General features: G+C 52.3%; 16 protein-coding genes. 14 read left to right on the forward strand and 2 right to left on the reverse strand.

Going from position 1 to position 21,130, the window contains the following annotated elements:
* Window positions 1–213: 213 nt before the first annotated feature.
* Complete coding sequence (locus tag NTX59_08890; GenBank protein MCX5785794.1) at window positions 214–1,632, reverse strand: hypothetical protein; 1,419 nt, start codon at window positions 1,630–1,632, stop codon at window positions 214–216.
* Window positions 1,633–1,802: 170 nt separating this feature from the next.
* On the opposite strand from NTX59_08890, the gene NTX59_08895 reads away from it, so the two are divergent.
* The 3 genes from NTX59_08895 (at window position 1,803) to NTX59_08905 (ending at window position 4,914) form a co-directional block, all read left to right on the forward strand.
* Window positions 1,803–3,017, forward strand: a complete 1,215-nt coding sequence (locus NTX59_08895) for a nicotinamide-nucleotide amidohydrolase family protein (GenBank protein MCX5785795.1) — start codon at window positions 1,803–1,805, stop codon at window positions 3,015–3,017.
* Between the two features lie 130 nt (window positions 3,018–3,147).
* On the forward strand, window positions 3,148–3,717 hold the full coding sequence (locus NTX59_08900; protein MCX5785796.1) for a TlpA family protein disulfide reductase: 570 nt from the start codon (window positions 3,148–3,150) through the stop codon (window positions 3,715–3,717).
* Between the two features lie 84 nt (window positions 3,718–3,801).
* Window positions 3,802–4,914, forward strand: coding sequence for a hypothetical protein (locus tag NTX59_08905; protein MCX5785797.1), 1,113 nt, complete (start codon window positions 3,802–3,804; stop codon window positions 4,912–4,914).
* Window positions 4,915–5,039: 125 nt separating this feature from the next.
* Here the strand turns inward: NTX59_08905 and NTX59_08910 are convergent, their stop codons facing one another.
* Window positions 5,040–6,536: a glutamine synthetase family protein gene (locus NTX59_08910; protein ID MCX5785798.1), complete on the reverse strand. Its 1,497-nt coding sequence runs from the start codon at window positions 6,534–6,536 to the stop codon at window positions 5,040–5,042.
* A gap of 381 nt (window positions 6,537–6,917) precedes the next feature.
* Between NTX59_08910 and NTX59_08915 the strand changes: the two genes are divergently transcribed.
* The 11 genes from NTX59_08915 to NTX59_08965 all read left to right on the forward strand — a co-directional run bounded on the left by NTX59_08915 (window position 6,918) and on the right by NTX59_08965 (window position 21,073).
* Entirely contained in the window at window positions 6,918–7,670 is a 753-nt protein-coding gene (locus NTX59_08915) for a DEAD/DEAH box helicase family protein (GenBank protein MCX5785799.1), read from the forward strand.
* Entirely contained in the window at window positions 7,600–9,684 is a 2,085-nt protein-coding gene (locus NTX59_08920) for a Helicase associated domain protein (GenBank protein MCX5785800.1), read from the forward strand. Before NTX59_08915 ends, NTX59_08920 begins: the two co-directional genes overlap by 71 nt.
* Window positions 9,685–9,696: 12 nt before the next feature.
* Window positions 9,697–10,599, forward strand: coding sequence for an FRG domain-containing protein (locus NTX59_08925; protein ID MCX5785801.1), 903 nt, complete (start codon window positions 9,697–9,699; stop codon window positions 10,597–10,599).
* Window positions 10,600–11,316: 717 nt separating this feature from the next.
* Window positions 11,317–11,856, forward strand: coding sequence for an ORF6N domain-containing protein (locus NTX59_08930; protein ID MCX5785802.1), 540 nt, complete (start codon window positions 11,317–11,319; stop codon window positions 11,854–11,856).
* 122 nt (window positions 11,857–11,978) lie between these two features.
* Window positions 11,979–14,201 (forward strand): SulP family inorganic anion transporter, encoded by a 2,223-nt coding sequence (locus tag NTX59_08935; protein MCX5785803.1) that lies wholly within the window; start codon window positions 11,979–11,981, stop codon window positions 14,199–14,201.
* Window positions 14,202–14,447: 246 nt separating this feature from the next.
* Window positions 14,448–14,717 (forward strand): 30S ribosomal protein S15, encoded by a 270-nt coding sequence (gene rpsO, locus NTX59_08940; protein MCX5785804.1) that lies wholly within the window; start codon window positions 14,448–14,450, stop codon window positions 14,715–14,717.
* A 2-nt stretch (window positions 14,718–14,719) separates the two neighbouring features.
* On the forward strand, window positions 14,720–16,837 hold the full coding sequence (gene pnp, locus NTX59_08945) for a polyribonucleotide nucleotidyltransferase (GenBank protein MCX5785805.1): 2,118 nt from the start codon (window positions 14,720–14,722) through the stop codon (window positions 16,835–16,837).
* A 235-nt stretch (window positions 16,838–17,072) separates the two neighbouring features.
* The gene (gene accB / locus NTX59_08950; GenBank protein ID MCX5785806.1) at window positions 17,073–17,567 is read left to right on the forward strand and encodes an acetyl-CoA carboxylase biotin carboxyl carrier protein; all 495 of its coding nucleotides are present in this window, start codon (window positions 17,073–17,075) and stop codon (window positions 17,565–17,567) included.
* A gap of 196 nt (window positions 17,568–17,763) precedes the next feature.
* The gene (locus tag NTX59_08955) at window positions 17,764–17,976 is read left to right on the forward strand and encodes a winged helix-turn-helix domain-containing protein (protein ID MCX5785807.1); all 213 of its coding nucleotides are present in this window, start codon (window positions 17,764–17,766) and stop codon (window positions 17,974–17,976) included.
* Window positions 17,977–17,996: 20 nt separating this feature from the next.
* Window positions 17,997–20,306, forward strand: coding sequence for a DNA translocase FtsK 4TM domain-containing protein (locus tag NTX59_08960; GenBank protein MCX5785808.1), 2,310 nt, complete (start codon window positions 17,997–17,999; stop codon window positions 20,304–20,306).
* Window positions 20,303–21,073: an outer membrane lipoprotein carrier protein LolA gene (locus NTX59_08965; protein MCX5785809.1), complete on the forward strand. Its 771-nt coding sequence runs from the start codon at window positions 20,303–20,305 to the stop codon at window positions 21,071–21,073. The genes NTX59_08960 and NTX59_08965 overlap by 4 nt, the downstream gene beginning before the upstream one ends.
* The last annotated feature ends 57 nt before the right edge of the window (window positions 21,074–21,130 follow it).

Below are 21,130 nucleotides of genomic sequence, written 5' to 3' on the forward strand. Positions count from 1 at the left end.
ACAATCACAAAAATTCAGATACTTTAGTCACCCCGCCGCCTGAATATCTGCCGCACTGATGTGCTTCAATTTGCTGCCGAGCGCGGCAAAACAAAAAGGATTAAAACCGGAAAATTTAATACCTGTGCACGCCATGCGGTGTTCCTTAAGGAGTTGGGAAGGGGCCGTCTACCAATGATGGCGCTTATCAGACGGCCGACAGGATTTTCCGGGTCAGGGTCGCGCCGGCGTTGAATTTTTCAGGAAAAGCCGGCCGCAGCCGGCATAGCTGTAGTTCCGGCGCGACCAGTCCCTCACTCCGGCCGGTAAAGTATTGAAATAGGCGCCCCAGATAAGCCCTTTGCAGCGGGTATCCGCCAACGCCAGCCCTATATCTTTTTCAAGGCGGCCCGGATCGAGCATGACGCGCACTTCGTCATGCAGCATCCAGAAATAGTAAGCGTGCTGGCGGTAAAACGACTCACCCGTCCAGACGTCGAACACCCTGTCTTCCGGAGCGGTCCGGCTCATCACGCACGCAATTCCCTCTACCTGTGACTCGTTGGTATCCCGCAGCGAAAGGAGTTGGGTGCGGAAAGACAAAGCCAGGAAAACACACAGGCCGAGGGCCAGCGCGGAACGCGCTGCGCGGCTGCGGGTTTTGTCTGACAGCCAACCCAGAGCTCCCGCCGCGAAAAAACAAATAAGCGGGGCCATCAGCAGGTAGTACTGCGCGTAAACGACCGGCAACAGGACCACACCGACGGCGGCCGCACTGAGCATGCAAACTTTCACGGTTTCCTTCCTGTATATCAGCGCCCCGAACAAACCTAATGACCAAACCGCGGCATTTTCCCTGTAGGAGGGAAGCCAGACAACCGTAAAAGGGAAGCTGGCGCGAAACCGATGGTTGAAAGTATAGAAACATTCGTAAAAAGCCCGGCCGCCGTCTTTTGCGATGAAATAAAGCGCCAGCCCGGTGAAAGGAATCGCCGCCCCGGCAAAAAAACAGGCCCACCGCCGCAGGAGGTCCTTCCAGCCGGACCCCGGCGCGGCCATATCGCTTATGAACCAGCCGATGACAAGCCCCGCGGCCGGATACGCTATTTTCGGCGTAAAGAAGAAAGCAAGGCCCAGGCTGAACCCGGCTGCCAGCCGCAATCTTAAAGAGGAAGTGTCGCCGGACGCCAGCAGCAGGGTTAAACTCAGCAGCGCCATAGCGGGGACATCGGGCCGGACTTCGAGGGATTTGTTCGCGAACGTCGTGAACGAACACAACAGTAAAATCGGCAGCGCGCGCGTCAAAAGACCGCGGCCCGGCGCCGTCATACTCCACAGGACACGTATCGTTGCCGCCGTCAGCGCGAGCATCAACAGACGCGCGGCCCATATGGCGCGGATAGGATCATGAATAAATGCCGTCAGAGGGGCGAGCAGGAAAGGGAAAAGGGGGCCATGAATCTCAAAGAAATCCCGGAATGGGACCTGCCCGTGCGCGACCAGCCAGGCGGCATGTAGATGCTCAAGTTCGTCCGTATCAAAACTGCGGTAGCGGATCAGAAAAAGGCGGAGGAGAAGGTAGGCGGCCCCGAAAAGCAGCAGCCCCGCCGCGATCCGGCGTTCAGTGGAATTGTCAGATTTAATGATTTTCATAAAAGCTATCGCGCTCTGGTCGCGCTCGCGGCGCGGTCGTAACGCGAATATGAGTATACCAACAAAATCCCGGCCATTATTATAATATTAAAAGCGGGCCGGTTTTATGAAATTTTGAATTTCCCAGAGATCTTTTGCGCCGGGACTATGATTTTTGATACTTTGTATCCATGCGGAACTTTAAAGCTGAGATTATCTGCACCGGCTCGGAACTGCTATCGGGGAAGTTGAACCTGTACGTGCCGCTGTTTTACGAAAAACTTTTCCCGCTGGGCTTTGAAATAACGCGGGAACAATCCTCAGGCGACTCCCTTCGGGGAATCGCCGATTGTATACAAGGGGCGCTCAAAGCGACGGACCTGGTTCTGGTCTGCGGAGGCCTCGGCCCCACTTTTGACGACCTCACCCGCCAGGCGGCGGCCGCCGCTCTTAAAAAGAAAATAGTTTATTCCAAAACGCTGGCCGCCGGGCTCAAAAAAAAATACGGCCTAAAAAAGCTGCCGCCCAATTTACGCGACCAGTGCCTTAAACTTGACGGAGCAAAAGCCATAGAAAATCGCAACGGCACAGCCGCCGGGCAGGAAATCAGGCTGAAAAATAAAATGGTCGTTTTATTGCCGGGGCCGCTAAAAGAATGGGAACCTATGTTTGAGGACGCCCTGAACGCGGACCTAAAAACTTTCTTCTCACTGAAGAACGCCGCTCCCAAAAGGATAAAACTTAAAATTTCAGGTATGGGCGAGGCCGCCGCGGCAAACCTGCTCAGGCCCGTTATGGAACGCTTTAAAGAAGCTCGCTACACCATTCTTGCCGGGCCTTGGACGGCGGAATTTATAATAACGGCAAATTCGCGAATAACTGAAATTGAAAAAGCCTGCCGCGGAATAATGGACGATAAAATATACGGAATAAATGACGATACGCTTGAAGGTGCGGCGGGCGCTCTGCTGACCAAAGCGGGGCTTACGCTCTCGTGCGCCGAATCCTGCACCGGCGGACTGCTCTCAAGTCTGATTACGGATATTTCAGGCAGCTCGGCCTATTTCAAGGGTTCGGCTCTAACCTATTCGAACACGGCCAAAACGCGCCTGCTTAAAGTGCGCCCTGAAACCTTGAAAAAACACGGCGCGGTATCGGAACCCTGCGCGAGGGAAATGGCTCTGGGGGCAAAAAAACTTTTTTCATCCGATTACGCCGTGGCCGTAACCGGTACAGCCGGCCCCGCAGGAGGCACTCAGCAAAAACCCGTCGGCACGGTGTGTTTCGCTCTGGCAGGACCGGAGAAAACCACGACTTTTACCAAACATTTTCTAGGCGCCAGAACATTTATCAAAAGGTGCGCGGCGAATTTTGCTTTGGATGAACTGCGAAAAATAATAGAATGAATAAGCAACAACGCCTTAGGCCATATGCCATAGGCCATAAGTTATAAGGAAACTCCTAAAAGAGCATATGGCATACGGCTTAAAGCCTATGGCCGCTGATAGCGGGCGCGGCGACCTTACGGAGACAACCATGAAAAATGTAAAACTTTTCAGCTTTCTGATCCTGGCGGCTGCGGTGGCCGGTTTTGCCTGCAAAAAAAAAGAGGCTCCGGCCCCGGATGCGCAAAAAAGCCCGGAAGCCGCGATAACAGCCACCGTTAAGGCCGACAAAATTGATCCCGGCTACATCAGGAAAGCCCATTATTTCAAGCTCCCCGCCGCCAATGGCGGCGAGATAGATCTGGCCGCCTATGCGGGCAAAACGGTTATGGTGATGTTTTTCACTGAAAGCTGCCCGTATTGCAGAAAGGCCGCGCCGTTCCTTGAAAAGGTATATAAAACTTATTCCTCCAAGGGCCTGAACATAATCGGCATCTGCATACAGGAAAACGCGGACGCCCCGAAAGCCTTCGCGCATGACCTTGGGTTAACTTTCCCGCTTGCCTACAAGGGCGGTCCTATTTATAGAAAATACGAGGCGCAGGGCGTGCCTTTCATTTATCTGCTTGACAAGAGCCACGAAGTTTACGAGGTTTGGCAGGGCTATTCTCCGGAGTATGATGCCGAAATAATCAAGAATGTGGAAAGAGCCTTAAAGTAGGGGATAGGGGCTAGCGTAGAGGGGTTTAGGGAAGGAGTTCCTTAATCTTCTACCCTAACCCCTCGCCCCTGACCCCTGTCACTTATGACCATACAAAAAGGCAGTATCCTTATCTACCGCGTCTTTGACGTTGGCGGCGAGATCTTACTTTCGGAAGCGGAAAAAATACTCAGCCAAAGCTCCCCCGGCTTCCGTCTCAAACTTGCCACCGACACCCGCAAAGCCATAATAATAAAAGACTCCCCGCTTAACGCGGACCTGGGCGAAGACACTCTTAAACTTCCAAGGGGAGAGTTTAAGGTAAAGGCGCGGGCCCGCCTGTGGAACTACGGGGTCATTTCCATTACAATGGAACTTGACATACCGCCCGGCTGCGACTGGGAGGGGCTGGTTAAACTTGCGGCCGCCATTGAAAGCTCGGAAACCACGGAAGAAACGGCGAAACGGCACAAGGACGACATCAAAAAAAAGATCCTGCCGGCCATAAAAAATCCGGCCGAATGGGATGTGTTTGAAGACTACATCACCTATATAATCGAAAAAGCCGACGGCGCGGGGGAACCGCGGGAATTTATAAAAAAAGTGGATGTGGCCTCGCTCATTATGGCGGAAGACAAAGAATTTTTAAGCGAAGAGTCAGAAGCCTTCATTACCGAGAACGCCATGCAATACGCCAAAACAGACCTGGCGGTAATCGACTGGAACTCCGCCCTCCTTATAGAACCCGACGGCCAGCGGGATGTGGCCGACGTGATCGAATTTTCTCTTACGCATTTGCTTGAATTCCGTTACTACGACGAAATGCTCAACCGCAAACTGGACGAACTCTACGACACTATAGAGGAAAAACGCGAAAACGTAGTGAATATTTTCCGCAATCAGTACGCCGATATCGCCGAAGATTCCAGCCGCAAATACATGGAGTTTTCCGAATTTTTGGGCAGGGTTGAAAATTCGCTGAAAACCGTGGGCGACCCATACCTGGCTATTATTTTCAGAGCTTCGGCACATGAATTCCACTTTGACGACTGGCGCAAAAGCATCTCGCGCAAGATGGAAACACTGGCGCAGATAACGCAGATTTTGCAGGGCGAGGTAAACACAAAACGCAGCCACTGGCTGGAAATAATCGTGATAGCGCTCATCGCGCTGGAGCTGGTCCCGCTGTTTTTGAGCCTTTGGCACTACCTGCATTAGGGAAGAATAGAAGTCAGAATCCAGTAGCCAGAATTCAGAATAGCCTATGAAGAGGTCTCCGACAACTTACAGACGTCTTCATTCTGACTTCTGAATTCTGTCTTCTGTCTACTTACGCAGCATCCTCAACAATACAGATACTCCGCCACCAGTTTTTTGATTTCCTCTTCTTTGCCGTAAAGCCGCTCGCTCAGGTTGCGGTCGTCGTAGCCTTTCAGACCCTTTATCACGCCGTCTATCACAGCGGGGGGGAAAACCCCCAGGGCTTCGTAGGTCTGCCTGTCTTTTTCCAATTCCTGTGCGGATTCGCGGCAGGAGGCGGGAAGTTTCGGGAACCGTTCATGAAGATTTTTATTTTCGGCGTGGAAGATGTTGCCTTCCACAAAATGGTCATCCGCGTACTTAATTGAATCTTTCATTTCAAAACCCAGACGGGCGGCGCAGCAAAGGCCGGCCAAAAACAGGTGCAGATTGGCGGAACCGTCGGCCGAGCGGAATTCCACAGTCTGGCTTGATTCGACCGCGTTGATTTCCCGCGCCGAGCCGGGGTTGGCGTCCTTTATCATGCCCGCGGCCTTCTGCCAGCCGAGGGGAACGCGCACCAAAGCCGAGCGGTTGCGGTAACCCCAGCAAACGCTTATCGGCGCTTCCTGATGCGGCACCAGCCGGAAATAGGACGTGGGCACGGTATTGCCGAAAGCCGTAAGCGACCGGGCGAGCTTTAGATACCCGGCGATGGCTTTTTTGGCTTCAGGCGAAAGGCCGCTGCCTGAAAGCATGGCGTTTTTGCCGTTTTTAAGCAGGCAGGTATGGAAGTGCAGGCCAGAGCCGGCGTGGCCTATGGATATTTTCGGGGCGAAGGTGACGGCAACGCCGTATTTGCGGCCTATGCCGGAAACTATCCATTTGGCCACGGCAAGCTGGTCGGCCGCCGAGGAACAGTCCACCGGCAAAAACTCTATTTCCTGCTGCGTCATTTCCGCGTCTTCAGTGCGGATAAAGCCCACCTCGGCGTGGCCGTATTTTATCCTTCCTCCGGCTTCGGCTATGGCGTTCATGGCTTCGCAGCGAAGGCTCTCCCATTTGGAGAACGGGAAAGCTTCGTGATAGCCCTTCTGGGCGCCGGTAGGGTAAAGCGGGTCTTTGGGGGAAATCACATAGTATTCAAGCTCCCCCAAAGCGTGAAAGTCAAAGCCGGTTTTTTTATTAAACTCGCCGCGGGCGCGTTTTAAAACATTTTCGGGAGCACTGGCAAAGGGTGTACCGTCCGGGTTGTAAAAAGAGCACAGCACGTCCACCGCAGGCACTTCAGAAAAAGGGTTCACAAAAGCCGTGCGGTAACGCGGCAGCACATAAAGGTCGCTTGAGGAGGCGTCTATATTTTTAAACAGACTTGAGCCGTCCACCCGCTCGCCGGCTGAAAGCACGCGGTCCAGATATTTTTCGTCATTAATTACGAAGTTAAGCGTTTTCAGGCGGTTGTCGCCGGCCACATACCGGAAATTCAGCATGCGCACGCCGTTCTCGCGGATGTAGCGCATAAGGTCCTTCTTCGTGAAAAGGGCGGGCTCTTTATTAAGGTAAGAAGCTATCCTGTTCTGCATTATTCTCTTGGCGGGCATAAAACACCTCACAGTTTTCGAATGAAATTTATAAAATGATAACAAATTTTTAATTGCCTTTGGACGCTACCGAGCACGTTAACACAGTCGGGGTCCTGGCGGCGAATTTGTCTGAGGGGGTCGGGTCCTCCAGTGCGTCGGCCCTTATCCTCGGCCTCCCCTGACTGCAAGCCCAAGTCGGCCTCCGGAAAACCCCCTCAGACAAACCCGCCACCACCCCTTCGATTTTCATGTTTCTTTGGCGTATTTTCCGGCGCTTCTTTAAATTATTGGTAATAGCCCCGCCCTTTTCACGATACATCACACTAACCCACCCGGTGGTCGCAGCCAGCTCAAGGTAAAGTGTTATAATTTAAAAAGGGATTTTTGTTTGGGATAAACATGGCAAAACATTTGCAGTCAGTAAAATTTACGGCTACAGGGATCTTTAACGGGCTGAAAAGTTTTAGCGAACTTGAGGCCAGGATTTCCGCTCTGCCATCTGAAAAAGAGCGGGGGGATGCTTTTGAAGTTTTTGCCGAGGCTTACCTTGCCACGCAGCCTATATGCCAGGCAAAAGAAGTCTGGCCACAGACCAGCGCTCCCAGCACTTTGTTAAAAAAACTTGGCCTGCCGGTTTCCCACGACATGGGGACGGATGGGCTTGTTGAACTGAAAGACGGTCGCGTAGCTTCATACCAGGCTAAATTTTATACCGGCCGCCCAAGCCTTAACTGGAGTTTGCTTTCCACCTTTTTTGCCATTTCCGATCGGGTTTCGCACACAATAATTTTTACAAATTCCAATAGCTTTGCTTCCACCATAGAGCAAAGGCAAAACTTTAGCGCTATCCGGGGAATGGATCTAGATCGGCTTGCTCCTGCCGACTTTTCGGTTATTGAAGACTGGCTGAAAGGCGAGCCGGTAGTCAGAAAAAAACTAAAACCGCTCCCGCATCAGGAGAAGGCATTAAGTGATTTGCTGCCGGCTTTGGAATCCTCAAACAGGGCCACTGTAATAATGGCCTGCGGCACGGGCAAAACCCTTCTATCGCTGTGGGCGGCTGAATGCGAAAAATGTTTTAGTGCTGGTGCCTTCGCTCGCGCTTATACAGCAAACCCTGCACCGCTGGCTTGCCGCCACCGACTGGGATAACCTGGTTTACCTTTGTGTCTGCTCCGACCCCACCGTAACTGCCGGCGAAGATGAACTGGTCGTGAAAAAATCAGATCTTGATTTTGAGGTAACAACCACTCCCGCGGATGTTAAACGTTTTCTTGAAACAGAGTTTGCCGGGGTAAAAGTTGTTTTCTCAACATATATGTCCGCCAGCGTAGTGGGCGAGGCGGTTAAAGGGCGGGACATCTTTGACCTGGGAATATTTGACGAGGCGCATAAAACCACCGGCAGAGAAGGAAAGACATCCGCTTTTGCCCTCTCCGATAACAATCTCCCGCTAAAAAAACGCGTCTTCATGACCGCCACTCCCAGGCATTACAATGTTTTGAAGCGGGATAAAGAAGGCGACGCAAAACTGGTGTATTCAATGGATGTCCCGGAGTCTTATGGCTCCGTAGTCCATAAACTCCCTTTTGCCAAGGCGGCCCGGGCTGGAATTATATGCCGCTACAAAGTGGTAATTTCAGTTGTAACTTCCGAGATGGTTAGGCAGGAATTTTTAAGGCGGGGCAAAGTTCTTGTGGCGGGCGATGAAATCCACGCCCAGCAGGTAGCAAACCAACTGGCACTCGCCGCCGCAGTAGAAAAGCACGGTGTCGGGAAAATAATAACCTTTCATAAAAACATCAAATCCGCGCAGTCCTTCACCGCCGAAGGTTCGGAAGGCATAGCTAACCATCTTAAGGGTTTTTCCGTCTTTCATGTAAACGGCTCAATGCCGTCCGCGGAACGAGAAAAGCTGATGGGGGAATTTAAAAACTCCAATCACGGCCTTGTCTCCAACGCCAAATGCCTGACCGAGGGCGTAGATGTCCCGGCGGTGGATATGGTCGCTTTCTTAAGTCCAAAGCGCAGCACGGTAGACATAGTGCAGGCAACGGGCCGCGCCATGCGTAAAGCCCCCAAGAAAGAATTCGGCTATATTCTGGTCCCGCTATACCTTGAAATCAAAAAAAGCGAAACCATAGAAGAAGCCGTTCGCCGAGGCAAATTTGAAGAAGTCTGGGATGTCCTCGCCGCCCTCCAAGAGCAAGACGAAGTCCTGGCCGACATCATCCGGGAAATGCGCCAAGAGAAAGGCCGCACCAAAGGTTACAGGCCTGACCTTCCAGACCCCATTGAAATACTCGGGCCAAACATTTTACTAGAAGATTTAAAAAAATCAATAACAGTTTCTTGTCTTGAAAAACTTGGTGATACTTGGGACGAACGCTTCGGCGAACTTGGTGCTTTTAAAAACCGCTTAGGACATTGTAATGTACCAAGTATATACCCTGAGAATCCCAGATTGGGGATATGGGTTGCGAATCAGCGACATCGCAGAGGAAATTTATCCAAGGAAAATTTGCGGCGTCTAGATGAAATTGGTTTTGATTGGAGCCCGTTTTCATCCGCTTGGGAAGAAGGCTTCCGCTTACTTCAAGAATATAAATGCAAACATGGTGATTGTCGTGTTCGCATTAGCAAGAATGAAAATTCCGTGTTGGCACGTTGGGTCAGAAAACAGCGTAGTCTAAGAGGAAAACCCCCCAAGGAATACATCCGGCGGCTAAAGGAGATTGGTTTTGAGTGGGACCCTTTTACCGCAGCTTGGGAGAATGAGTTCGAGTCCCTCAAAAAATATAAAACCAAATATGGTAACTGCCGTGTCCCATTTGAATGGCCGAAAAATTCAAAATTAGCGTCATGGGTCAGCACTCAACGTAAAATTATGGGTAAGCTTTCCAAGGAGCAAATTAATCGCCTTAACGAAATCGGTTTTGAATGGGACCCTCTATCTTCGGTATGGGAAGAAAATTTTAAACTTCTTAAAAACTATAAGGCTCAACACGGGAACTGTAATGTCCCCGCAAGGTGGTCGGAGAATCCAAAATTGGGGGCGTGGGTTAGTACTCAAAGGATTTTTTATAAACAGGGGAAGATGTCGCAAGAACACATGCCAAGATTAAAGGCAATTGGTTTTGTTTGGGATGCCAAAGCCTCACAATGACAAGGGGAATTCATGAACGACGAGGAAGCTAAAAGTTTCCGCACAAGTGATGCCGGTTTCGCTAAAGACTATCTGGAAGGTGATATTGTGTTAAAGCGAGTTCATTCATGGAATGAATTCAGACAACAAATTATAAAGCTCAATGACTTTTATACTTTTTTGAATTCCAAAACCGGTTTAGACCAAGAAGCGTACGAACCGATATTTCGTGGCCATGCGAATGCTAAGTGGAGACTTGAAAGCACACTTGAGCGGGAGTCGCCAAAGAACTTTAGTATCACTGGATACTACCTATTGCTCCTTAAGATTCATGAACAATTGAAGAGTTGTGGCTTGAAAAATGTCCCCTATTTTTTAAAAGACCATGCTGAACTTGAAAAAATAAAAGATGCGCAATTTCTCCCACACGCTGAATTCCTAACGTTTGTGCGGCATTTCGGTTTCCCTTCTCCGCTTGTAGACTGGTCGTGTTCCCCCTATATAGCATCTTTTTTTGCCTTTAATTGCGCTGAGGAAAACGAAGATGTTTCAATTTATTCGCTTTTTCAAAAACAATTGCAATCATTACCATCAAATCCCGCTGCCCCATCCCAATCAATGAGTATTGATTTCATTGGTGAATATTTAGCCTCTCATAAAAGGCATTTCCTTCAACAAAGCAATTATACTGTGTGTCTTACCAAAGAATATCCTGGAAAGATTCAGGATTTCTGCTCCCACAAGGAATGCATCTCTGCATTCTCTGATGAAATATTTCCTCAGGCGATAATTTTCAAATTTATTTTACCAGGAAGCGAGAAAAAAGTGGCCCTTAAAGAGTTGGACAAAATGAATATAAATAAATATTCATTGTTTGGGGACGAAGAGAGTCTCCTTAATACTTTATTTAATCGCGAGGCATTGTTCAAGAATTAGGGGCACAACAGAATTCGGTGACATAATATTTAATTCCCAGTTACTACCAAAAGGAAAAGGCAGCAGGAGCCTTTTTAAACTCAATATTTCCTATCTTTGACTTATGACTGAAAACCCGCAAGAAATGATCGCCGTTATAAAGACTGGAACGCCGGCCGAGGTCAAACAGGCCCAAAAGGAATTTGAGAAATATTGGGACGGACTCAATGTAAAAAGGTAGCGTCTACCTTTTTACATACCTTTTTACAACCAACCGTTCCCACTCAACGCATATTAAGGATATTTGTTTACCACCGGGCGGGTAAATATGGATGTACCGATGTTGCGGGCGGGTAAATATTGTTTTAAGGGGGCGCCGGCGGATTTTCTGCGCGCTCCTTTTAGGGTTTTAAGCCCGCGGTCTGGAGCGAATTCCTCCGGAACGGCGAGGATGTTTGAGGCAAAAAACTTTGTTTTTTTGCCGAGTTCCGGAGCCGGCGGAAGACCCCGGGATTCTTCCCCATAAAACCCGGTCTTGGCCGTCTGAGGGACACCGTCCTTGATACGGCACCTACGCAAGTATTGGAGCGCGCAGGAAACCCGTCGGCGACCACAGTTTTGCTGTCCTGCTGCTCTTCTTTCATGAACACAGCATAAAAATCACAAAAAACGACTTTTCCAACACGACACGCCTTTGTCGGGGTGGTCTGCTATGCTATTTACAGAAACGGAGGATATATGTCCAAAGAAATCATTCTGCAGGAGGCGCTCGCGTTAAAAATTCTCTTGGTCCGGGGGTGCAAGGTTATATTTGACGCGACCCTGGCAGAAATATACGGCATCACGACAAAAAGATTAAATGAGCAGGTTCGGCGCAACATAGAAAGATTCCCCGGGGATTTCATGTTTCGTTTGACTAGGAATGAAACTCAAGCTTTGAGGTCGCATTTTGCGGCCTCAAAAGGCAGGGGCGGGCGCCGCTATCTGCCATATGTCTTTACCGAGTACGGGGCGATACAGGCCGCCAATGTAGTTAATTCCAAAACAGCCATACAAGCGGGCATATCAGTTGTCCGCGCATTCGCAAGGCTGCGGGAAATGGTTTCAGCGCATAAAGAGCTTGCTGCCAAACTGGCGGAGCTGGAGCGCAGGTTGTCCGGGCATGACGCTGAAATAAAAGCCATTGTGGATATAATTCGCCAACTAATGAACGGCATGAACCAGCCTCAGAACGATGAAGGCACATGCCCAAAAAAGCTAATCGGTTTTAAGCCATAATAATGCGGTATAAGTAAATTCGTGATGGATGGGCCGGCCCTTGATTTTACCGGGGTCTTTTTGTTTAGTATAGTTGAAATGTATTTGGAAACAAACAGAATAAAAATATTACTATTCAGCCTATGACAACGGACGGCGTTATTTCAGCATCCCCGAAAATCGAGTGGGCGGATGCGTGGGGCGGGATGGCGGCAATGCTGGTGGCGCTGCCCTCCGCCATCGCATTCGGCGTGGCGGTGTATGCCCCGCTCGGGCCCGGGTTTGCCGGCGCGGGCGCGCTTACGGGAATTATCGGGACCGTGGCCATGGGGCTGCTGGCACCTGCGCTGGGCGGCGCTCCGCGCCTGATTTCCGCTCCCTGCGCGCCGGCGGCGGCTGTTATGGCGGCGCTGTGCGTCCGGCTGATGGATAGCGGCGCATCGGCTGAACTCATTATCGTCTCACTTGCCGTGGTCGGACTGTTTTCAGGCGTCCTGCAAGCGGTTTATGGCGCTCTCGGCGGCGGACGCCTTATCAAATACATTCCTTATCCCGTGGTGACGGGATATATGAGCGGTGTCGGTTTACTGATAATATTGAAGCAGATCGGTCCTTTTCTCGGACTTGCGAAGGGCGCCGCCCCGCTTGCGGGCCTGTTTTCCCCCGAAGCATGGCAATGGCCCGCGGTTTGCGTGGCTCTTTTCACCGCCGTGGCGATGATGGCGGCTCCGCGTCTGACAAAACGGATTCCGGCGGCCATAATAGGCCTGGCGGCGGGGATCGGTGCGCACCTTGCGGCGGGGCTGGTCCGGCCTCAACTGTTGGCGCTGACCGACAACCCGCTGATTATCGGCGCCATCTCCACCGATCCGGGCGTTATTTTTAAAGGCATTGTTTCTAATTTCAGCGCATTGCATTTTATGAATGCTCATGAGATATACATGCTTGTCGGCCCGGCGCTGACACTGTCGATTCTTCTTTCTATCGATACGCTCAAAACCTGCGTGGTTACCGATTCCATTGTCCGCTCCCGCCACAATTCCAACAGGGAACTGACGGGGCAGGGCGCGGGAAACATCGCCTCAGCTCTGCTCGGCGGCATGCCTGGCGCAGGCACCATGGGGGCCACTATGGTAAGCCTGGCAAGCGGCGGCAAAACCCGCCGCGCGGGCTTGTTTGAAGGCGCGTTCGCCCTTATAGCGGCGCTTGCGCTGGGCAGCGCCATCGGGCATATTCCGCTTGCGGCGCTGGCGGGAATATTGACGGTGGTCGGAGCGCGCATGGTAGACCGCTCCAGCGTGCGGCTGGCGCTGCGGGGCAGCACCATGCTGGATTTCGCCGTTATCGTCTCGGTAGCCGGCACGGCGCTTGCGGTGGACCTTATCGCGGCCGCCGGCGTGGGAATAGCCCTCTCCATTCTGCTTTTTATCCGCGAGCAGATGCGCAGCAGCGTGGTCCGGCGAAAAGCTACGGGCGCGGAAATCTCCTCGACACAAAAGCGCCTGCCGGGGGAGCGCGCGGCGCTGGCCGAGCGGGGCGCCGAAACGCTTGTAGTCGAGCTCCAAGGCAGCCTGTTTTTCGGCACCACCGACCAGCTCTTTTCGGAGATAGAAAGCGACATGCGTTCCTGCCGGCGACTCATTCTGGACATGCGCCGCGTGACCTCGGTGGATTTCACAGCCGTGCACATGCTTGAGCAGGTGGGCGCAATGCTGGAAGAGCGCGGCGGCTCGCTTGTTTTTTCTCATCTGCCGCCGAGTTTGCCCACCGGGCAGGACCTGCGCGCATATTTCGAACATCTGGGGCTGACGCACCAAGAAGGGGGCGGGCGCGTCTTTGAAACACTTCATGACGCGCTTGAGTGGGCGGAAGACTGCGCTTTAGAAGAGGCGGGCCTTGAACTCCCGGCCGCCGGGAAATTGCTGGATCTTTCCCAGATAGATTTTTTGCGGGAAATAGACCCCGCCTCTTTGGAGGGGCTGCGTGCGGCCTTCGCGGAACGCCGCGTGGAGGCCGGTAAACCGATATTCCTCCGTAAGGGCCAAAGTGACGAGCTTTTCCTGATCCGCCGCGGGCGTGTGCGCATAGTATTGCCGCTGAAAGATACGCATCGCCAGCATCATCTTGCCGTCTTCGGACCGGGAGATTTCTTCGGGGAAGCGGGTTTTTTGGCCCGTATGCCGCGTACAGCCGACGCCATCGCCCTGAGCGACACGGACCTTTACGTCATAAGCCGGGACACTTTTGACGCGATATCCCGCCGGGATCCCGCCGTCAGCGCGGCGTTCTTTCAGCGCCTTGCAAGCGTTGAGGCGCTGCGTTTGCGGGACGCCGACCGCGAACTGCGCCGCCTTCAGGACAGCTGACCCGAAAATTGCGGTTGAATTCGTCCGCCTTAGACGGATGTCCATAGCAATTTTAGGAAGGATGAAAGATGAGGGATGAGGCACAAAGCACATCAAAAGCAAGGATTGTTTTTTACCCCTCAACCCTCATCCTTAATCCCTCAGCCTTCCCGGAAAATTCCTGAATTTTCCGAATGTTTGACTTTTCCGGCCCACAATTAATATAATAGTCAAAAGAACAAAAACTAAACCAAAGAGAGTGAAAAAATGCCATTAACCAAGACAAAAACCAAAGAAATTGTGGACAAATTCTCCAAAAAGCCCAATGATACCGGGGCAATTTCAGTGCAGATAGCCCTTCTCACCGAAAGAATTCAGTATCTTTCAAAGCATATCACCGCAAATCCGAAGGATCATTCCTCCGCGCGCGGTCTTTCCTTGCTGGTAGTCCAAAGAAAAAACTCGCTCAGCTACCTGAACAAACACAACAGGGAAGAATACAAAAACCTCATTAAACAATTAGGTTTAAGGAAATAATAATGACCAATAATAACTTAACCCGCCTTGAAGTAAAGGTGGGAGACGATGTAATTTCATTTGAAACCGGGCTGCTAGCAAAACAGGCCGGCGGCGCCGTGCTGGTGCGCCTGGGCGACAACGTGGTGCTTTCAACCTGCGTGCAGGCGAAAAAGCCCAAAGACAATCCGCCTGAATTCGTACCGCTCAGCTGCGACTATAAGGAAAAGACCTACGCCGCGGGCAAAATACCCGGCGGCTTCTTCAAGCGGGAAGGGAAAGCCCGCGAGAAAGAGGTGCTGGGCTCGCGTCTTACCGACCGCTCGGTACGCCCGCTGTTCCCCAAATATTTCAACACCGAAACGCAGGTGGTTTCCTCCGTGGTTTCAAGCGACTGCGCCAAAGACGCCGACGTGCTCTCTATAAACGGCGCTTCGGCCGCGCTTATGATCTCGGATATTCCCTTCAACGGCCCCGTGGCCGCGGTGCGGATAGGCAAATTTGAAGGCAAATTTGTGCTTAATCCCACCTTTGAACAGCGGGAAACGATTGATATGGAGCTGGTTATTTCAGGCACCCTGAAAGGCATACTGATGGTTGAAGGCGGGGGAAAAGAAATCCCCAACGAAGAACTAATAACCGCCATGGAAACCGCCAAGCCGGAAATTGAAAAGCTCTGCAAACTCCAGGTTGAGCTTCAGAAAAAATGCGGCAAGGCCAAAACCGAAGTCCCGGCCCCGGTAATAAGGCCGGAAATTAAAGCCGCCGTTGAACAAAAAGGCCGTCCCGCCATAGAAAAACTGCTTAATACGCACCCCACCAAGGAAGTTCTTGAAGCCACCATGAGCGAAGTGAAAGACGCCCTGGTGAAGGAAATGACGGAGAAGTACCCCGAAGAAAAAACCGCCGCCTATCAGGTAAAAACCCTGATGGAAGACGTCATATACGAGGTTTCCCGCAAGCTGGTGCTGGCGACCAAAATACGCACCGACGGCCGCAAAACCGACGAGATCCGCGCTATTTCCATGCAGGCCGGTTTTCTGCCGCGCACTCACGGCTCGGCTCTGTTTACCCGGGGCCAGACGCAGACGCTCGCCACAGTGACGCTCGGCACCTCCGACGATAAACAGATACTGGACGATCTGGAAGGCCGGTTCCTTGACCGCTTCATGCTGCATTATAACTTCCCGAGCTTTTCCACCGGAGAGGTAAAACCCGACCGGGGCCCCGGCCGCCGCGAAATAGGCCACGGCCACCTGGCAAAGCGCGCCCTGAAGCCGTTGCTGCCGAGCGCGGAAATATTCCCCTACACCATACGCATTGTTTCAGACATCCTGGAATCGAACGGCTCCTCTTCAATGGCCACCGTATGCGGCGGGTCGCTCGCGCTTTTTGACGCGGGCGTACCCATGAAGGCCGCCTGCTCGGGAATCGCCATGGGCCTTATTACCGACGGCTCAGACCACGCCGTGCTTTCCGATATAGCGGGACATGAAGACCATTTCGGCGACATGGACTTTAAGATGACCGGCACGGCCCAGGGAGTTACCGCCTTCCAGATGGATGTAAAGCTGGCTTCCGGCATACCCATGAATATCCTGAAAGAAGCTATAGAGCAGGCCACCAAAGGCCGGCATCACATACTTGGGCTTATGCAGGAACACCTGTCCGCTCCAAGGGCCGACATTTCCGAATTCGCGCCCAGGATAGTAAAACTCCAGCTGCCCAAAGACAAGATAGGCGCTTTTATAGGCCCCGGCGGAAAGAACATCCGCGCCATCATAGAGAAAACCGGCGCCGATATTGAAGTGGAAGACGACGGTTCGGTGTTCATCTCCTGCGCTGACAGGAAAGGCCTTGAAGAAGCCAAGACCATGGTGCAGTACTACACCGTGGACGTGGAAGTGGGCCAGATCTACACCGGGCATGTGGTTTCCATACTCGCCTTCGGCGCTTTCGTGGAAATTCTGCCGGGCAAGGAAGGCCTGCTGCATATTTCCGAAGTGGACACCAAACGCATAAACCGCGTGGAAGATGTTTTAAAAGTCGGCCAGGAAGTGCAGGTAAAAGTAGTGGACATGGATAATATGGGCAAGTTCCGGCTCTCAAGAAGAGTGCTGCTGCAGGCAGAAAGGAAATAGAGAAGTTTGCTTCCACCCCGCGTGCAGTGGATAAACCCGCGCGAAGACCTTCGTTAGTGAGCGCGGGTACCCTATAGAAGGGGTTCAGTGAGCGGGCCGCCAAAGGCGGCAGAGCAAACGACGAAGGGGAGCTTAGCTCCCCTCGTAGAGCACCGGCCGCCACAGCTTAAAGGCCGGCGGCTAATCCGTCCCGCGCGCTGTGCAGTGCGGCGCGGGATGCGACAAGGGAGCTTCCATGAAGAAAACGAAGCAGGAAAAAAACCAGAGCGGCCTTAGCACCGCTTTTGACCAGGTGCAGAAATTCTACCGGTTCATGAACACCAATAAGCTGGAGGCGATAGAATTCGCGAAGAACGCCACCTACATAAAGTTGGTCCGGAAACACACTCAAACGGTTCAGCCTATTCCGGTGTTCTCCACCGCCCCCCAGCATGCCGGGGGGGCGCAGGCTACGGCCTCCAAGCCGCAGCCCGCGGCGCCAGCGGAGACGGCGGGGGAAACCATAAAGGCCCCGATGTCCGGCATCTTTTACAGGGCTCCCAGTCCCTCAAGCCCGCCCTACGCGCGGGAGGGAGACCAGGTAAAAGAAGGTCAGGTGCTCTGCGTAATCGAAGCCATGAAGGTCTTCAACGAAATAAAAGCCGAGTTCAACTGTGTAATTAAGAAAGTGCTGGTTGAGAACGGCAAACCGCTGGAGCTCAATCAGGACATTTTCCTGATACAAAGGTAATTCTTATACGCGGGAAACGATCGCTCAGCCGGCTTTTAAAAAAGCCGGCTGTTTGCGTAAAAGCACAACGACAGCGAATCGCGAATAGTTAAGTAGAGGATAAAAACAGAAAAGCTATAAAGGGTCCGTATTCCTCGTTTCACTATTTGCTATTCGCTTTCATTAACCCCTATTCGCTACCCTTTGGAGAACTGTTATGGAAGAAACCGCAAAATTCGCCGACACTGTGGCGCAGAACGCAGCCAATGTTCTTGATTTGCTCAAAGCCGGCGAAAACACTTCCTGGGATATCAAGCTGAAACTTCATCTTTCAAGCTCAGCGCTCTACCTGGCGCTCGGCTGGCTGGCGGCCCAGGGGAAGGTGGCCCTCTACCCCCAGGATCTGAATTTCAAGGTAAAGATTCTCTGATACGGGCGGCGCGCTTAAAAATGCGGAAACTGACAAAGTATAACTTCGCCTCCTCGCAGGCGAAAAAAAAGACCTCCACCCTCTCCTACGCGATCTATTGGCTCCTGGCGCTGGCCTTCAGCATATGGCTTATCTGGATAGCTTTCGCCGGATCGCGGGGGGGCATAGTCGGCGGCAAAGTCCACGAAGGCCTCTACAATTTCTTCGGCTTCTCTTCCTATTTATTCCCTTTCTTGCTTTTATACGGGCTGGCGGCTATACTCGTAAATATAAACAAACCCCATAAAGGCATCCTTACGCTGGCGACAGGCATAGTGCTGATACTCGGAGCCATTTCCGCTGAACTCGGGCTTATCTCCATGGTAAGCGGGAACCCGGCTTTTGACGGCGGCTGGCTCGGCTATGCCCTGGAGGGACTGCTTTCAAAGATCTTCGGCAATTTCGGGGTCGGTTTGTTCTCAGTGGTATTGTTAATCGCCGGGGTACAGCTGCTCTTTAAAATTTCCTGGCGCAAAGCGCTGAAGAAGATCACCGCCGCGCTAGCGGACGATTACCGCAATTGGACGGCAGCCCGCAAAGAGATGAAGGCCAAATTAAGCCTTGTGACCGAAAAAGAAAAAAAAGAAGGGCCTTCTTATGACGCCAAACCTATAAGCGAAGCCCCCGCAAAGAGTGCCGCGTCCGCGCCGGAACGCGCGGAACCGCAGATAGTGCGCGCGAAAGCGGAACCGCCGGCCGGAGCCGCCGCGGCCGTAAAGTCCAGGACTGAAAGCCCGGCCAGGGCCGCTCAGGCGGAAGGCTCAAAAACAGCCTCAAGCCCCAAAGACTCTTATTTCCAAAATTTCAAGTGCCCGCCCGCCGGGCTTTTGGACGCCCCCTCCGAACAGGGTTTTATAGGCCCGACCAACGGAGAGATAAACGACTCAAAACTTCTGCTTGAAGCCACTTTCAAAAGCTTTGACGTGGCGGCGCACGTGTCCGGCGTATATCCCGGCCCCGTGATCACCCGCTATGAAGTGACCCCCGCTTCCGGCGTTAAAATAAGTTCCATAGTCTCGCTTTCGAACGACGTGGCGCTGGCCATGAAATCACCCGGCGGAATAAGGGTGATCGCTCCCATACCGGGCAAGTCGGCCATCGGTTTTGAAATACCCAATGCGCGCCGGGCTAAAGTTTTGCTGCGCGAAGTGCTTGAAAGCTCGGCCTTTAACGAAAGGCGAGAGCCGCTCGCTTTCGGCATCGGCCGCCACGCCGAAGGCTCAATTGCCACCGCTAATCTTGAAACCATGCCCCATTTACTTGTGGCTGGCGCGACCAATTCCGGCAAAAGCGTTTTTTTGCAGTCCCTGATACTTTCGCTTATCTACCGCAACACCCCCGACGAGGTCAAGTTCCTTTTCATCGACCCGAAGCGCCTTGAACTGACTTTCTACGAGGATATACCCTATCTTTACGACCCAACGGAAACCCCCGACCGCGTGTCAGTGATCACCAACCCCAAGGACGCGGCAAAAGCGCTTGTGGCCTTAACGCGCGTAATGGAAAAGCGCTATATCAGGTTTGAGCGGGCCAGAGTAAAAAACATAGCTTCCTACAATAAGTGGGCGCTCGCGAACGGCCAGCCCACGGAACACTATATAGTGGTGGTAATTGATGAGCTGGCGGACCTCATCCTGCAGATGAAAAACGTGGTGGAAGACGCCATCCAGCGCCTGGCCCAGATGGCCCGCGCGGTGGGCATACATCTGGTGCTCGCCACCCAGCGGCCTTCGGTGGATATTATTACCGGCGTCATAAAAGCCAACCTCCCCTCAAGGGTAGCACTGCAGGTAACCTCAAGGACCGACTCACAGGTTATTTTAGACACCCCCGGCGCCGAATCCCTTATCGGCCGCGGCGACCTGCTTTACCTTGCCATAGACGCGCAAAAGCCGGCCAGGATACAGGGCGCCTATGTTTCTGAAGAGGAAATAAAAAAAGTAGCCGATTTCATAAGAGCGCAGGGCCGGCCGCATTATCAGCCGCTGGTTGAAGAAGAGGCGAGCGCCGCCTCCGGCAAGGGCGGCAGTTCTGAAGAGCTGTTGACGGCCCTTCGCCTGATAAATGAACGGAAGCGCGTTTCGCAGGATCTGCTTAAAGCCCATTTCGGCTCATCATCGCGCGCCACCAATATTTTAAGCATACTTGAAGTTAACGGCTTTATTCACAAACCGGAAGGCTCAAACCGCTGGGAGATATTTTTTGACAAGATCGAAAAGCATCTGAACGACAATGCGGCCCCCGCTCAAAGCCCCGAAAGTCCCGTCGGCGACAAGGAGGAAGTTAAATGAGAATTATTTTAAGCGGGGTACTCGCTTTAACGCTGTGTTCGGCGGCTTTCGCGCAGCCGAAGAAGAAGACTGTCCCCGCCAAAAAGGCAAAAAAAGAAGCCGCCGCTGTCGTTTCAACGGCGGCGGTAAAAGCCGTTTCGCCGCTGCCGGCCAAAAACTTTAAAAAAGACCTGTCCACTTCCACCGCGGTTATTGACGGACTAAAGGATTGGGACGTTAAACTTGAAACTTTAAGCGCCAAATTCACGCAGGAAGTGAATTTTTCCGAAGCGGGCCTGAAACAGACCGTGGAAGGAGAGCTGAAATATTCAAAGCCCAATCTGCTCAGGATCGAGCACTTTAAGCCGGCCCGCCAGCTGGTGGTAACCGACAAGCATGACATCTGGATTTACAAGCCGGAAGACGCCCAAGTCGTTAAAACCTCATGGGAGGCCTGGCGCAGGACGCAAAGCGACAATTTCTCAGGCATACTTGACTTCGGCAATTACTCGGCGCTGACAGAAAAGAACGATACCGCTGTCTCCGGGCAAACTCCGGAGCATCCCTATGTCACAGTGGTTTTTACGCCCAAAGTGAATCCGGAGCAATACCGTCTTTCTCTCACCCTTTCAGCCACTGATTATTTCCCGATAGAGGCGGAGCTGACCGTTGACAAAACCACCATCAAAACCACGCTTTCCGGCGCCGAAATAAATAAGACGCTGGCTCCGGAACTATTCAAATTCAGCCCGCCCAAAGGCACGCAGATTCTGGAATTTAAGAACTAGTGTAGAGTGGATATTGTAGAGTGGATAGTGTAGGGTGTAGAGCGGATAGTGTGTAGT

The sequence above is a fragment of the Elusimicrobiota bacterium genome (genome assembly GCA_026388155.1).
Taxonomy (GTDB): Bacteria; Elusimicrobiota; Elusimicrobia; order Elusimicrobiales; family UBA9959; genus UBA9634.

Bases quoted from the DNA above. Each gene is read 5' to 3' on its own strand.
- NTX59_08890 (MCX5785794.1), bottom strand. From the start codon at position 1,632: ATGAAAATCATTAAATCTGACAATTCCACTGAACGCCGGATCGCGGCG.
- NTX59_08895 (MCX5785795.1), top strand. From the start codon at position 1,803: ATGCGGAACTTTAAAGCTGAGATTATCTGCACCGGCTCGGAACTGCTA.
- NTX59_08900 (MCX5785796.1), top strand. From the start codon at position 3,148: ATGAAAAATGTAAAACTTTTCAGCTTTCTGATCCTGGCGGCTGCGGTG.
- NTX59_08905 (MCX5785797.1), top strand. From the start codon at position 3,802: ATGACCATACAAAAAGGCAGTATCCTTATCTACCGCGTCTTTGACGTT.
- NTX59_08910 (MCX5785798.1), bottom strand. From the start codon at position 6,536: ATGCCCGCCAAGAGAATAATGCAGAACAGGATAGCTTCTTACCTTAAT.
- NTX59_08915 (MCX5785799.1), top strand. From the start codon at position 6,918: ATGGCAAAACATTTGCAGTCAGTAAAATTTACGGCTACAGGGATCTTT.
- NTX59_08925 (MCX5785801.1), top strand. From the start codon at position 9,697: ATGAACGACGAGGAAGCTAAAAGTTTCCGCACAAGTGATGCCGGTTTC.
- NTX59_08930 (MCX5785802.1), top strand. From the start codon at position 11,317: ATGTCCAAAGAAATCATTCTGCAGGAGGCGCTCGCGTTAAAAATTCTC.
- NTX59_08935 (MCX5785803.1), top strand. From the start codon at position 11,979: ATGACAACGGACGGCGTTATTTCAGCATCCCCGAAAATCGAGTGGGCG.
- rpsO (MCX5785804.1), top strand. From the start codon at position 14,448: ATGCCATTAACCAAGACAAAAACCAAAGAAATTGTGGACAAATTCTCC.
- pnp (MCX5785805.1), top strand. From the start codon at position 14,720: ATGACCAATAATAACTTAACCCGCCTTGAAGTAAAGGTGGGAGACGAT.
- accB (MCX5785806.1), top strand. From the start codon at position 17,073: ATGAAGAAAACGAAGCAGGAAAAAAACCAGAGCGGCCTTAGCACCGCT.
- NTX59_08955 (MCX5785807.1), top strand. From the start codon at position 17,764: ATGGAAGAAACCGCAAAATTCGCCGACACTGTGGCGCAGAACGCAGCC.
- NTX59_08960 (MCX5785808.1), top strand. From the start codon at position 17,997: ATGCGGAAACTGACAAAGTATAACTTCGCCTCCTCGCAGGCGAAAAAA.
- NTX59_08965 (MCX5785809.1), top strand. From the start codon at position 20,303: ATGAGAATTATTTTAAGCGGGGTACTCGCTTTAACGCTGTGTTCGGCG.